8 protein-coding genes and 1 pseudogene are annotated in these 14,137 nt (G+C 60.9%); 2 read left to right on the forward strand and 7 right to left on the reverse strand.

All coding sequences use genetic code 11. The features are described from left to right. The first annotated feature begins 176 nt into the window (after nt 1–176). Both CHH27_RS13765 and CHH27_RS13770 read left to right on the forward strand, forming a co-directional pair. Nucleotides 177–920: a response regulator transcription factor gene (locus CHH27_RS13765; RefSeq protein WP_094072100.1), complete on the forward strand. Its 744-nt coding sequence runs from the start codon at nt 177–179 to the stop codon at nt 918–920. Then, nucleotides 917–3,025, forward strand: a complete 2,109-nt coding sequence (locus CHH27_RS13770; protein WP_094072101.1) for a PAS domain-containing sensor histidine kinase — start codon at nt 917–919, stop codon at nt 3,023–3,025. Before CHH27_RS13765 ends, CHH27_RS13770 begins: the two co-directional genes overlap by 4 nt. On the opposite strand, the pseudogene CHH27_RS28350 reads toward CHH27_RS13770, so the two are convergent. The 7 genes and pseudogenes from CHH27_RS28350 to CHH27_RS13810 form a co-directional block, all read right to left on the reverse strand. Continuing rightward, nucleotides 3,015–4,198 (reverse strand): annotated as a pseudogene (locus CHH27_RS28350) (EAL domain-containing protein). The gene CHH27_RS13770 and the pseudogene CHH27_RS28350 sit on opposite strands and share 11 nt — an antisense overlap. A 19-nt stretch (nt 4,199–4,217) precedes the next feature. After that, on the reverse strand, nt 4,218–6,680 hold the full coding sequence (locus CHH27_RS13785) for a PAS-domain containing protein (protein WP_094072104.1): 2,463 nt from the start codon (nt 6,678–6,680) through the stop codon (nt 4,218–4,220). Between the two features lie 136 nt (nt 6,681–6,816). Continuing rightward, the gene (locus CHH27_RS13790; RefSeq protein ID WP_094072105.1) at nt 6,817–8,622 is read right to left on the reverse strand and encodes a tetratricopeptide repeat protein; all 1,806 of its coding nucleotides are present in this window, start codon (nt 8,620–8,622) and stop codon (nt 6,817–6,819) included. Nucleotides 8,623–8,645: 23 nt separating this feature from the next. Next, nucleotides 8,646–9,605, reverse strand: a complete 960-nt coding sequence (locus tag CHH27_RS13795) for a hypothetical protein (RefSeq protein WP_094072106.1) — start codon at nt 9,603–9,605, stop codon at nt 8,646–8,648. A 36-nt stretch (nt 9,606–9,641) separates the two neighbouring features. Next, nucleotides 9,642–10,040 carry a DUF4150 domain-containing protein gene (locus CHH27_RS13800; RefSeq protein ID WP_198338423.1) on the reverse strand — a complete coding sequence of 133 codons (399 nt, stop codon included), beginning with the start codon at nt 10,038–10,040 and terminating at the stop codon, nt 9,642–9,644. A 6-nt stretch (nt 10,041–10,046) separates the two neighbouring features. Beyond that, a complete protein-coding gene (locus tag CHH27_RS13805) occupies nt 10,047–11,111 on the reverse strand; it encodes a pentapeptide repeat-containing protein (protein ID WP_094072107.1) in 1,065 nt (354 codons plus the stop codon). Next, nucleotides 11,108–14,074 (reverse strand): pentapeptide repeat-containing protein, encoded by a 2,967-nt coding sequence (locus CHH27_RS13810; protein ID WP_094072108.1) that lies wholly within the window; start codon nt 14,072–14,074, stop codon nt 11,108–11,110. Before CHH27_RS13810 ends, CHH27_RS13805 begins: the two co-directional genes overlap by 4 nt. Nucleotides 14,075–14,137: the final 63 nt, after the last annotated feature.

The raw sequence follows: 14,137 nt of genomic DNA on the forward strand, positions 1-14,137 counted from the left end.
GATCAGCATGGCAGAAGCCGCTGTCTTCGCAACAGGAGTTTGGTTACCGTTGTTTCGCCGGAAAAGAAAATAAATTACAAATATTACAAGCCTTACAATTGTGACAAACACTTGAAAAACATAGGCTTTGCATATTTCAACACCATGCATATGATGTCTTCCGGGAGGACACAAGTTTGTTGAATGAAGGCATCAGTATCCTGATCGTGGAGGACGATCCGGATATGGCGGAACTGATAGCGGATCTGGTCGAAGCAGAAGGCTGGCGACCGGTGACCGTGTGCTCTGCGGAGGAAGCTGCGGGACGTCTCACCGAACAGGATTTCCACCTTGTACTGGTCGATCACAACCTGCCCGGCATGTCCGGCAGGGTGTTTGCACAAAGGCTGCGCTCCCGGACCGATATCGGCATCGTCATGGTGACGGCGGCAGGAAGTGCTGCCGAGCGTGTACTCGGTCTTGAAACCGCTGCGGACGATTATGTCGTCAAGCCGTTCGAACCCATCGAGCTGACCGCCCGGATCAAGGCCGTGCTGCGCCGCCTGCATCCGGCGATGAAGGGTGAACGGGACCCGCTGACGGTCTGTCACGAGCCAACGGCCCTGCGGCTCGGAGACTGGGTCATCGACCTGGTCAACCGCAAGGCGGTCTGCACCTCGCATCCGTCCAGAACTTTGACGTCTTCGGAGTTCTCTCTGCTGGAGATCCTGGCAGCCACCCCAAACGAGCCCGTAAGCCGGACCACCATCCTTGAACAGTTGGGGGCGGAGACCGACCGGCTCATCGATCGCAATGTTGATGTGCTGGTCCTGCGTTTGCGCCGCAAGATCGAGCGCAATCCGGACCTGCCACAGCATATCAAGACCCGCCGGGGGAAAGGCTACATCCTGCATCAGGATCCGGCCCGCCTGACCGGATGATCAGCCGTTCGCGTCTTTCCTCCATAGCTTTCCGCCTGCCGGCGGCCATCGTGCTGATCTGTGTCGTTGCCTTTGCGCTGTCGGCGATCGCGATCTACGGGCTGTTGAAGGCTCGGGAGGAAACGGCTGCCTACGGCCTGCAGGCCTATTCCAGCCTGGCAGATGCCGCCCTGGTGTCGCGCCAGGTGTCGGACCTGGTCTCCAGCGCCCCGTTCCTCATGAACGCGACTTCGCCTTACGCAGTCTCCTCCAAGAGCCGGGCGCTTGTTGAGCAGGTAGATGCGCTGCTCGCCTCCCTGCCGGACTATCCATCGGACAAGGAGACCTACAGACTGGCCAATGCCCAGGTTGCCGGGCTTCTTCAGCAGATCCGCACGCAGACGCTGGCGCTCGCCGCGCGCGCCGAAACCGCACAAGACCACAAGGAAGAGGTCTCGTCGGCGCTTGGCGTCATCGCCGTCGGCGAAACCAGCGCTCAGAAACAGCTCAGTCAGCGCCTCAATGCCATTGTGCATTCCGTCTCAAGCGCCGGCAGCCTGTTCCAGCTCGGCGAATTGCGCCGCCGGTATGTCGCCGAGACCGTCACGCTGCCGCTGCCGGAAGACGCCCTCAAGCCCTATGAACGCGTGTTTGCCGCCCAGACCCGGTATCTCATGGAGATGTTCGGTGTGCGCACCGCTGTCGCGCAGCTTCACACCATCGCACGCGAACTGTCCTTTGCGACCGAGACACAATCCGACATCGTCACCCAGACGCTGAATGCCGATTTTCAATCGACGTCGGAAACCCTGCAACGGCTGCTGTTCATCGTTGCGGCAGCCTCCATTCTGGTGCTGACCATCGCGGTTCTGTCCATCCGTTCAGCGATCCGGGTCTCCAGAGGCATTGTGTCCCTGTCCAGCGGCATGAACGCGCTCACCAAGGGACAAAAGGATGTCGGCCCGCCCGTCTATCAAGGCGATGAGACCGAGCTGCTGGATCTGCAACGGGCCTTCCAGGCGTTCAAGGAGAGCGTCGACAGGGTCACCCGTCTCCGGCGGACAGCAGAAGCTGCGGCGCGCACCATCCGCTCCACCTTCAGAAGCATGAATGAGGGCATTGCCATTTTCGATGCCGCCGGCCGGCCCGTAACCATGAACCGGCGCGTGATCGAACTGATCGGTCACAAGGGGTCTGCGCGCAAGCTGCCGCTGGTCCAGTTCCTCGCGCCCATCCCCGAAATCCGGAGCGAAACACTGCCGGACGGTGCCAAGGCCGGTTTGCTGACAAAGCCCGTTTCCGTGCGTCATCGCTCCACCGATGGCACCGTCACCGAAATCTCCCTGTCACGCCAGAGCGATGACGGCGTTGTCCTGCTTGCCCGCGATGTCACCCTGCTGGACCGCCAGGAAGCCGAAGCGGCCAAGGCCATGCGCCTCGATGGCATCATGCGGCTCACCCACCAGCTCAGCCATGAAGTCGGCAACACCATCGGCATCATTACGGGAAGCCTGGGCCTGCTTGAACGCGAGGGCGGCTTCAGCGACCGGCAGCAGCGCAACATAGCCCGCATTCGCAAAGCGGCCGACCGAGGCCGTTCGCTGGCCAGCAGCATGCTTACCATCGGCCGGCAGCAGCCCACCAATTTAAGCCGGACGGATATCTCCACCCTCTTGCGCGGCATGGCCGATATTCTCGAAATCGCGATCGGTGAAGCCTGCCGGCTGGAACTGGATCTGGACGACCACCTGCCGCCGCTCGTCCTGGACCCGGAGTTGTTCGAACAGGCTGTCTTGAACCTCTGCCTCAACTCGGCAGCCGCCATGCCGGACGGTGGTTCCGTTGTCGTAAAGGCCTGGTCACAGGACGAAAGCGTTGTTGTCTCCGTGACCGATACCGGGATCGGCATGAATCCGGAGGAAGCGGACAAGGCGTTCGAACCCTATTTCACCACGCGCTCGGACGAAGGCGGGGCGGGCCTTGGCCTCGCCGTCGTCTACGGCTTTGTGCGTCAAAGCGGTGGCCGGGCGACAATTCTGTCCAGCCCCGGCAAGGGCACCACCGTTGAATTGCGCTTTCCGACCGACCCGGAACCCTCCGGGACACCTGCCGATGCTAGGGACTGAGGTCGCCGTTCGCACGCGCCCACGCCAATAGGTCATCCGCGGGCATTGGCTTGGCAATGAAATAGCCCTGCACGATCTCGACCCCGAGACGTTCGATCAGGTCCCACTCCTCCTGGGTTTCGACCCCCTCGGCCACAATCGTCAGGTCGAGCTTCTTTGCCAGCGCTATGCTTGATTCCAGCATGGCGCGGGCTTCTTCGTCCGTCGGTGCTCCTGCCACGAAGGCCCTGTCGATTTTCAGCTCGGTAAAGGGAATGCGCTTCAGCTGCTGCATGGACGACGCACCGGTACCGAAATCGTCGATGGCAAGACCGGCCCCTTTGATGCGCAGCCGGGTCAGGATTTCCAGGGGGTGGTCACCTCTTCCATGATCCGGCTCTCGGTCACCTCAAGGATCAGCTTGTCCGGGTCGATGCCCTTGTCGCGGGCTGTGCCGACCAGAAAATCGACCAGGTCGAACCGGGTCAGGGAATCGACGGAAAAATTGACGGCAACCTTGATGTTCAATCCGCTTTGCACCCAGTCTGCCGCCGCGCCCACCGCAATCTGGAACACCTGGGCTGTCAGATCGTCGATCAGGCCGTTTTCCTCCACTACGGGCAGAAAGGCGATGGGCGGTATCAAACGACCGTCTTCGGAACGCCAGCGCACCAGCGCCTCGACCCCGACCAGGCGACGGTCCGGTACCGAGACCTTGGGCTGGAAAAAGACGTCGATCCGTCCATTGTGAAGCCCTTCCTGGACAGCCTCCAGGGTCAACAAAGTGATGGGCCCCCGCCTGGATGCACTTTGCTGCTCATCGAACTTGTCGAGCAATACCTTGAGGGGGACCGGCTTGATTGGCTTTTGCAGCGACCCCAGAACATTCAGGTGATGGGCCTTGGCAAGCTGGGTTGCGGTTTGCAGCACCCGCTTGTCTTCCCCGCTGACAAGGATGATCCCGCTGCCGATCTTGTCCTCGCCCAGGTGACGCAGGAACTCAAGACCGTCCATGCCGGGCATGTTGAGGTCGCACAGAATGACGTCCGGCTTGTCCGTCCCGATCTCGCTCAAGCCATCATGGCCGTCCTTGGCGGACCGCACACGCTCGATGCCGAGTTTTTTCAGCATGCGGGTCGTCAGGTTGGTAATGAACGTATCGTCATCAACAATCAGCACTGTCATGTCTTGCATGTGACGTTCCCATTGCCGCTCAATTCTGATCGATATAGTCCGCAACGTCGCTCATTAATGACTGAAGATTAGGAAACTCTGCGTTAATTACGGTCCAGTCATTTGCTGATCCTGCCTTCTCCAGGCGCTGACACAGGTCGGACAGCGCATTGGCTCCAACCGCACGCGAGGAGGATTTCAGCTTGTGGCAGGCCGCTGCGACCTGTCCGCTGTCCCTGGCAGCAACCGCGGCCTCGGCCTCGGCGATGCTTGCCCAGGCAGGGGCGACAAAATCCGACAGGATCTCGGAAATTGTCTCGTCATCGTCGCCAAAGATTTCGACAAGCGCGGATCGGTCGATTGGCCCTGCGTCGGCACCACTTCCGGAAGACCCTGCCGCTTCGTCCGACAGTGCCTGCACCTGTTCTGCCAGAACATGCGGCAGCCATCGGTGCAGCAAGCCTTTCAGCTTTTCCATTTCCAGCGGCTTGGTGAGGAAATCGTCCATGCCCGCATCAAGGCAACGTCTGACCTCGCCCTGCATGGCATTTGCGGTGATGGCGATGATTGGAAGACGCCCTCCTTTTGCCGCTTCGGTCCGGCGCGCCTGGGCCGTCATTTCCAGTCCGTCCATTTTCGGCATGTTGACATCGGTAAGCACAATCGCATGTCTTCCGGACCGGATTGCGGCAAGACCGGCCTCACCATCTTCGGCAATTTCCGACTGGAATCCGAGCAGCCGCAGTTGCCGCTGGATCACGTCCTGATTGGTCTTGTTGTCCTCAACCACGAGCACAAGTTCATGGTTGGCAACCGCATCCTCGACAGAGGGCGCTTCGCGCTGTGCATAGGATACCGGCGAGGTAACCTCCGCTTCCATCGGCGCGGCCCTGCCCGCTGCGACAGAGATCGCCTTTACAAGGTTTCGACGCGTCAAAGGCGTTGCCGCGACATTTGTGATGCCCGCCTGCTCGGCAAGCGTTGCAACATCGGAAGACCGCCGCTCGACCAGAAATCCCGTCCGCCGAAGATCCTTGTGCTGTCCGATTGTTTCGAGCAATTCGGCCTTCTGCGGCTCCGTCACGCCAAGACCGATGGCCACGACATCAAAGGCCTTTCCCCTGGTTGCCGCGCACAATACCCTTTCCAGCACCTCCTCAGGACGGCCCGTGATCTCGACCTGAGCCCCATGTGGCTCTAGATACTGGCTGTAGATCTGACCCTGAAAGGCATCGCCAGGCAAAACGCCCAGTACACGGAGATCCCCGAGAACCGTGTCGTTTTCCGGACTGACGTCTCCGGCAAGCGCGTGGTCCAGATGAACGGTAAACCGGCTGCCTTCCCCCGGAAGACTGTCCACTGCAATCCGCCCACCCATCAGGTCGACAAGCCGGCGCACGATCGTCAGGCCCAGACCGGTTCCGCCAAACCTGCGTGTGGTCGTGGTATCGGCTTGCTCGAAGGGCTGAAACAGGCGTGCAATCTGCTCCTTTGTCATGCCGATGCCCTGATCGTCGATCCGGTAGAGCACGCGGGCGTGGTTGTCGCGGATATCCACCAGATCGGCCCGCAGGGTGACCTGCCCTGCCTCCGTGAACTTGACGGCATTGCCGAGCAGGTTGAACAGGATCTGCCTGAGCCTGACCTGATCTCCCAGCACATGCTGGGGGATCTCCGGATCGCAATAGGTCACCAGTGACAGGGATTTCGCGCAGGCGTTGGGGCCCATGGTTTCCCCGACGCCGTCCACGATCTCCTGCAGCGAAACCGGAATTTCCTCCAGATCCATCTTGCCGGCCTCGATCTTGGAAAAGTCGAGAATGTCGTTGATGATCGTGAGCAGGGCCAGGGCCGACTCGCGGATGGTCGTTGCCATCTGGCGCTGGTCCTGATCGAGCCGGGTCTGGGTCAGCAGATCGATCATGCCGACAACACCGTTCATCGGCGTTCGGATCTCATGGCTCATCGTCGCCAGAAAGGAGTCTTTCGCCCTGGTCGCACTCTCGGCCTTTTCCCGCAGATCCTCCGCGCGGCGCCGGTTTGCCTCCGCCTCTGCCATCATGCGCAGGGTTTCCTGGCGGGCCTCCTTCAGATCCTCCATCTGCTGCAGCAGTTGCTGCCGTGCCCTCACCCGCTCCGTAATGTCGGAATAGGTGCTGACAAAGCCACCGCCCGGCAGCGGGCCGCCCTTGATTTCGATATAGGCGCCGTCCGGCCGGCGGCGCTCCAGCGCATGAGGCCTGAACCGGCGCGCAACGGCGACACGTTCTTCAACGATTGCATCGATATCGCCTTCCCCGAACTCGCCGCGCTCAGCATCGAAGCGCATCAGGGTCTCGAATTTCTGGCCTTCAAAGATGAGGTGATCGGGGTATTCGCGAAGCTCCAGAAAACGATCGTTCCAGGCAACCAGCACAAGGTTTTCGTCGAAGGCGGCAACGCCCTGATCGACGCTTGAAAGCACACCTTCAAGAGCTTTCACCCTGTCTGCGAGGTCCGTCACGATCTCCTCCCACCTGGGCCAATGGCGGTCCGGTGGTCAGATCCCTGCCAACTGTCATCGACATGGTCAAACCGCCGCGCCGATAGCCTAGGGCGGATAAGCGGATCGATGCAATCCAGCCAGTTCTACCGATGGTTTATGTGGTAACCGGCAGGTGAAGAGCCGGTACGATCCTCTCAAGCGTTTCGCGCAGCGCCGGCTTTGCCCCTGCCCAGCTTGGACCGATCGGCAATACGATCCGCTCCACATCCGGATACCAGATGCTTTGTCGATCGCTGCCGGCCCAGTACCATTCGTGATTTTCCTGCAAAAGCGCAATGCCTCGGCGTCCGAGCGCGCCGGCGACATGCAGCGGCACGCCATCCGGGCCGACCACCAGATCCAGACAGTCCACAAGGTTGACCAGATCCCCGGGCCCCTCCAGTTTCACGCCGGCATCGAGAACACCGCGCCAGGTCCGCAATTGATGGCGGCTCTCGTCGAATTGCAGGCTGATGATATGGATGTTCAGGTCCTGCAGCGCGTCCTGAAGGTGATCGATCAGAAGACCCGGTGGCCGCGCATCCCAGAAGACGCCGACACGTGGCCGCCCGTCGGAAGGAAGGGCAGCCTCCCACATCGCCCGTCTGCCGGGTTCGGGCGCGAGATAGGCGCGAAAACCGCCATTCTCCGGTGCATGCAGCGTGGCCCTGGCCGCCAGATCCGCCAGCAGTTGAGGGTCTGGTGCTGCCTCCCTTGCCCAATCAACGGAGGCCGCTGCGCTCAGCCGCTCCCACATGCCCGGGATCTGTGTTTCGCCGGAAACTTCCAGCCGGCCATTCCGGGCAACAGCATCGACAAACCGCATCAGGACCATTTCGTCGAGCAATGGTGCGCGCGGTGGCAGCGTGACCTGCACTGGCGGGCAAGGGCTTTCACCAGACAGATTCCGCCGCCGAGCCCAGGATTGCCAGCCTTCCTTGGTGCGCCCGAGCGCCAACAGTGCCTCCTCCTGAAGGCTGACAACAGCGTCGGACGCCCGGACTTCAGCAGGCAGTTTCTCGCACATGTCCAGGATCCGCTGCCAGTCGCCGGCCTTCCCGAGCAGCTTCAAAAACGCAACCAGCCGGGCAGCATCCCCCGGCGCCTTGCGAAACCAGGCAGCGACATCCGCCAGCCCCTGCTGCACCTCGCCCTGGGCGATCCTGATTTCTGCGCCCAGGAGGACAATAGGCGCGTAATCGGCATAACGTCGCTTGAAGCGACCGATCAGCTTGTCCGCATCCCCAAGGGCACCGGACTGGAAAAACACCTGCGCCAGCACCAATGCGCTTTCCGGATCCTGCGGCGCCAGCAGATGAGCCTTCTTGGCAAGTTCCACCGCCTTATCAAAATCCCCGGCAAGACACCTGATCCTGGCCAGCCCCGCCAGTGACCGGATATGATCCGGCCGGGTCTCGACGGCTTTTTCGTAGAGCCGTCGCGCTTCGACAATGTTCTGCTGATCGAGCTCGAAAGCGGCGCCGGCGGCAAGAACATCCGGATCCTCGGCCTGCAGTGCTGAGGCCCTTGTGAGCCACTCTGCGGCCTCCTTGCGCTGGCCAAGCATCTGGTGCACCTGGCCGAGCAGCAGGATTGCAGCAAGGTAATCCGGGCGGGCGCCATGGGCTTGTTCAAGGCTGTCTATCGCATCCCCGATCCTGTTTTCCAGGAGTGCGACATTGGCCAGATTGGTCAGCACAACGGGATCTTCCGGCGCGATATCGGACGCGATCTGCAGCAGACGTTTGGCCTCAGCCATCTTGCCCGATCGCATCAGCAGTCCGCATTTTGCGTTCAGGGCGGTCACGTTGAGCGGATGGCTGTCCAGCACCTGCTCCAGCAGGAATTCGGCATCCTCGAGTTTTCCACCCGCAATCAGCTCTTCAGCTGCTGCGCATTTCTCGGTGCTTGTCAGGCTCATGTCCGGTTCAAACGCTCATGGGATTACGGGCTGATGATATTCATGCCGGATGCCAGTTTGATCCCCGCCTTGTTCAGAACGGCGCTGGCGGTGGTTTCAACACGTGCGTCTTCGGTCTTCACCTCGACCAAGGTTCTGGACACCGACAGCGACGTGATGTCGACGCTGACACCGGTCGACGACACCGCCAGTTTGGTTGCTTCCATTTTCAGCCCCTTGGCTTCAACGGACATACTCGAAACCGCAATGCTCAAAAGCAGACTGATATCAATGCTTATCGAGAAGGACAGGGAAATCGTGAAGGCGATCTGGAAGGTGAAGGAACCGCCGTAATACTCCGACGTTGTCCAGCCCCCGTAGCGGCTGTGTGTTGTGCCGGTGGTAACGGCAACCTCATCCTTGAAGTTCTTCTTCCACTGCCCTTCGCTGTTGATCTTGGCGTAGTAGGAGCTGCCAACCGTCATCTCGACACCGGTATCGGAGTTGAGATTGACCTTGTTGTCTGACTTCAGCCGAATGTCATTGGTCGCGTCCGGGTTTGTGTTGCTGTAGGAGCCTGTCGCTATGACGAAGCTTTGGCCCGAGTGACGGGCAACGCCCGTTGTGTGAACATCGCTCTTGCCCGAAATCGTGGTCGAGCTGTCACCGGTGATGGCTTCCGTCAGATTGCCTTCTATCTCGACATCAACATTGCCCTTGTACTGATGGTAGGCGTCTTCGCCTATCGTGAAGAACAAGCCGCCCGTGGTCTGGACCAGCACACCGCGGGCCGCGGCACTCATGTTTTCCGGGGACCGGTCGCCTTCCTCCGACGCCTCATATTCACCGATGCGCAGAAAACTGCTTGTGTCCTTGGTTAGGGTCGACGTCTCGGCCGAAGCGCTGGCCTTGTCCGGGATCAGCAGCGTTGCGTTCAACTCTTCGGCGGAATCGCTTTGCGAAACAACAACATCAAGATCATCGACCGTTTGGGAATCAGACATGCCGGTCTCCTCCGGACTTGCGCGCCCAGGCGCGGCTCAGGACAACACCATATGGGTGAACTGCGTCGGGACCAGCGTGGTGCCCGGTGCATTGGTTGAATTCTGCAAGGTCGAGTCCAGCATGCGCGTCACGGGCGCAAAACCGAAGAAGACATTGACGGAGCTGGTCAGGTGGCGGCTGGGGCCGATGATCGTTCCGGACGCCACCCCCATTGCGACCCCCGCCTCGTCACCGCTGGTGATCGTGGTCGTGGTCAGGACATTGTGTCCGAGCCCGCCTCCCACAAACACGTTGAAGACATTCGGCACTGCCAGGCTCGACATCGCGAAGTTGACGAAGGGGGTCGGGACCGGCCCGGCAGGTGTCGTGATGTTGCAGACATCCGGCATGCCGAGGCTCGTCGCGCCATTCTGATTGAGACTAAAAACCATCATGGTCTCCTAGGATTCAACCGTTTGCGGATCATAGAGCTCACAGATGAGCCGCTGCTGATCGGTCTGCCGGACCGTTCCCTGGACACCGGCCGTCAGGGTCGATTCGACACTTGCGTTGTGAAAGTCCGCCAGATGGAGAGCCGTCTGCGACAGGTCGGCGCCATCCAGGTTTGCGTGCGAGAAATTCGCCAATGTCATGGTGCTGCCGGTAAATTGGGTTCCGCGGCAATCCGCGCCGCCAAACTGCCCCTTCTCGCATGCGCTGGACGACAGGTTGGCCATCCTGAGATCGCTGCCGGTGAAATTGGCCATCGCGAGCCGCGCTCCGGAAAAGACGGCTTCCTGCAAGTCGGCGTTGCAGAAGAGTGTGGTCTCGGCAATGGCTTCGGCAAAGGAGCTGCCTTTCAGCTGGCTGCCGATCAGCAGACTTCCGCTCAGGTCGGCCCGTTCGAACCGGCAGCCGGCCATGTCGCTTTCCAGGAAGGTGCATTGCATGACCGGCGTCCCGGAGAAGTCGATCCCCGTCAGGTCACAGCGGATGAACATGGCAGAGTGACAGACGACATGCTGGAAACCGACCTCAGTGAGGTCCATCCCGACGAGCGCGCTCGCCTCGATGACGGCGTCAGAGAGATCAAGACCCTGCGTGCCGCATTCGATCAGGGCGCTGTTGATCAGCGCGACACTGCAAAGATCGGCAGTTTTGAGATCCGTGTTGACCAGATGGCTGGAGACCAGGCTCGCACCCGTCAGCTTCGCGCCTTCAAGTGACCCTTCCACCACGGACGTCTTGTCCAGGCGGCAGCCTGCAAGATTTGCGTCGCTCAAATCGCATCGGGTGAAAATCGCCTGATCGACATCCATGTCCTGAAAGCGCGCGCCCTGCAGCGAGCAGCCGGTAAAGACGGTCTGGCTCAGGGTCGCACCGGTAAAATCCGCGCCCGAGAGATCCGTTTGCAGGAAGGTCACGCCGGTCAGGTCAAGACCGGACAGATTGCCGCCGGCAAGATGCCCGTTCAGGATCGGTTCTTCGTGGTGCAGAAACTCCACAAGGTCGTCGATGGAATTCAAACCTTCGCCTCCTTGTTGCTCAGCTCCAGATTGGAGGCTGTGAAGTCGGCAAAGGCGACCTTCGCATCGGAAAGGTCAGCCAGATAGAAGTTGGCGGCGCGGAAACTGCTTCGGCCGAGGTCGGCCCCGTGCAAACTCGTTTCCAGCAAATTCGCCCCGAAAAGATCCGCCTCGCAGATCTCTGCAAAGGCAAACAGGCTGCCCTTGAAAGAGGCCAGCCGCATGTCGGCACCCGACAGGATTGCCGACGCGAAATTGCATTCGTTGAAGACAGCCCGGTGGAACGCCGACTTTGCCAGGCGGGCTTCCTGAAAGCCGCATTTGACCGCCTGAACATGCGTGAAATTGGCCCCTTCCATGTCGGTCTGGCCAAACCAGCCGCATTCGGCCAGAACCGCACCGGCAAGATTGGCTTCGCGAAAACCGACGCGCGCAAACGAACTCTTCTTGAGCGAGCTTTTGCTCCAGTCAGAGCGGTCCAGCTGACAGCTGAGGAAGCTGGTTTTCTCAAGCTGCACGCGATCCGCTTTCAGTTCGGTCAGATCGCTTTTCAGGAAGGCACAGTCGCGCAGATGAGCGCTGCTCAGGGAGACATTGGCGAACTGGCAGTCCACGAAGGTGCAGCCATCCAGCATCGCGCCGGAAAAGTCGCAATCGGTGAAGTCGGCCGCCACAACGGTCGACCCCGAGAACCGCGCATTGCGGAAGCTGGCGCCCCTGGCAATCACCTTGGAGAAGTTTGCCCTTCCGAGTTCGGCCGCAGACAAGTCGGCGCCGGTCAGGTCACCGCCGGTGAACACCGCGTCTTCGGCCTGTGCGCGCTGAAGGCGGGCGTTTTGCAGTCTGCAGGCTTCCAGAAATGCGCCGGCAAGGTTCGCCCCGGCCAAGTCGAGGTCACCCAGATCCGCGCCTGCCAGGTCCCGGCCGGCCAGCGCTCCCCCTCCTGAAATGTGAGCCCGGATGAAATTGCCAAACAGCCCCGCGGCCTCCGGCCCGATGGGCTTGAGCGGTGCGATCGGTTCGGCCGCTTCGCGGCGAGCCGTCACCAGGGCGTCTTCCGCAGTTGCTTCGGCGTCGAGCAGTTGCTGCTGCACGGCTGCCTGGCGGTCCTCCATGGTTTCCATGGCGGACCGGTCCGGTGTCAGCGCTGCCCGAAGACCATCCGCCCGTGAAGCGCCCGTTTCCACGTCCAGTTCGGGAAAGGCCTTGGAAAGATAGTTTTCCAGGATCTCATCCAGCACCGGTGTTTCCGAGTTCACCTGCTCCTCGGGCAGGTCCGGCGGTCCCTCTGATGGAGGCAGTGTTTCGAGCAGGGATTTGGCTGGTGCCAACAGGCCGGACTGCTCGGTTTTCAGAAACCTGTCACGCGCGGCCTCGAAATCGGCCTGCGGGTCGGCGCTGAGGACGTCGTGCCGCTCTTCCGGCGCAACCTGCTCAAATGCCTCCAGGATCCTGTCGAGTTCGCTATGCGGCAACAGGTCGTCGAAGCCAGGCAGAAAGCCCGGTCCACCGCCATTGCCTTCGCCGAGCTGCTCCATGCGCTCCAGGCTGGCCGTCGGAGCGCCTGACGAGGGCACTTCCAGCTGCCTGTTGAAGCCGTAAACCTCGGCACGGGCCATGTTGGCCTTCAGCTCCGCTTCAACACGCAGATCCTCGGCATCGGAGATCAATCTGGCGAAATCCACGTCTCCACGCGCGACATCTTCCTTTGTCGGCAGGATAAAGGGCTTCATCTCCGGATCATCCGTCACCGGAACCAGCGACGCCGGTAGCCCGTTGTCGGCAAAATGACGTTCCAGCCGCCACTTCCGGTTCTCGTCCCACTTGGCCATTCGCGCCCGGGCATCCGACAGACGGGCCTGCTCCCGCCGCTCGAGCTCTTCAGGTGCTTCCTTGGGCGACAATTGTCCGTCAGCGAGCAAGTACTTGTGGCCTTCCTCCGGATCCGTCCGAAGTGCGTAGACCTCGTGATAATGGCTTGCCGGGCGCGGTGCATCCCTGAGCCATTCATAGGCCACCATGACGCTGTCGATCTCGTTGCCGTCCCGGCTGGCGATCTCGACGATGCCGCGATTGACGACCACACCCTTCAACTCGGACCCAAACACCCAGACGGTGTCAGTGCGCATCTGAATTTCATGCAGTGTCCCCGCCGCCCCTTTTACAGTCACAAAGGCGCGCGCACGCACGCCGGGAAGACAGCTTTGAACATCCGGCGCGTCGGCGGACATGCCGATGACACGGATGGGTTCGGTGCCGGTCAGAAATCCATCGAACCGTTGCTCCTGAGGAGCACTCAGGTAGTAGCGCGGATCGAAATCGTCCGGCCATTCGGGCATTTTTGTCTGCGCCCAGCTGCTGTCATACGTGCCCATCAGCCGCAGCCGGGCGGGGTCATCCATCGGGATCGGACCAACCAGCGCAGGCTCCGGCACGTCTGAAATCGCATGGATTTCCGAGCCGGCCAGTTCGACATTCGGCAACGGGATGCCTTCGGCATGGCCATAGAGGTCAGCGGCAACAGCTCCGCGTCCGGCGGGATTGGCAGCGTAGCCCTCGCCACCAAACGCCCGGTCCGGGGTCAACGGCATGTCCGTGAAAGGATCCGGCTGCGAGAACACGGGTCCCTCGACGCTCGGTTGCCAGGTGCGGTCGCCGAACACCGACAGCGCGCGCGCCTTGTCGCCGACAGAAACACCAACTTGCATGGCCTGCACCGGTTCTCGTGACATGGCGCGGCCCGCGATCAGGAACTCGGCAGTCGGTTTCGGGTAAGCCGGGTCGAAGATCGCGCCCTTGGGCAACGCCTTGGCCGCCATCGGCCAAAGCCCCGTTTCCGCCAAGATGTCCGTGGGGTCCAGGAGATCAAAAAGCGTGAAGGTCGAGACGACAAAAAGCCCGCCGCCATTATGCGGCACGGTTTTGGTCAGCAGACCAAGTCGCAGGGGCTTGATAATACGCATCGATGAAACCTCACGCTCCGGCGCTCATGCCGGAAGAATTGCAGCTGGCTCAATTCAAAGGGG

It is taken from the genome of Labrenzia sp. VG12, from assembly GCF_002237595.1.
Taxonomy (GTDB): Bacteria; Pseudomonadota; Alphaproteobacteria; order Rhizobiales; family Stappiaceae; genus Roseibium.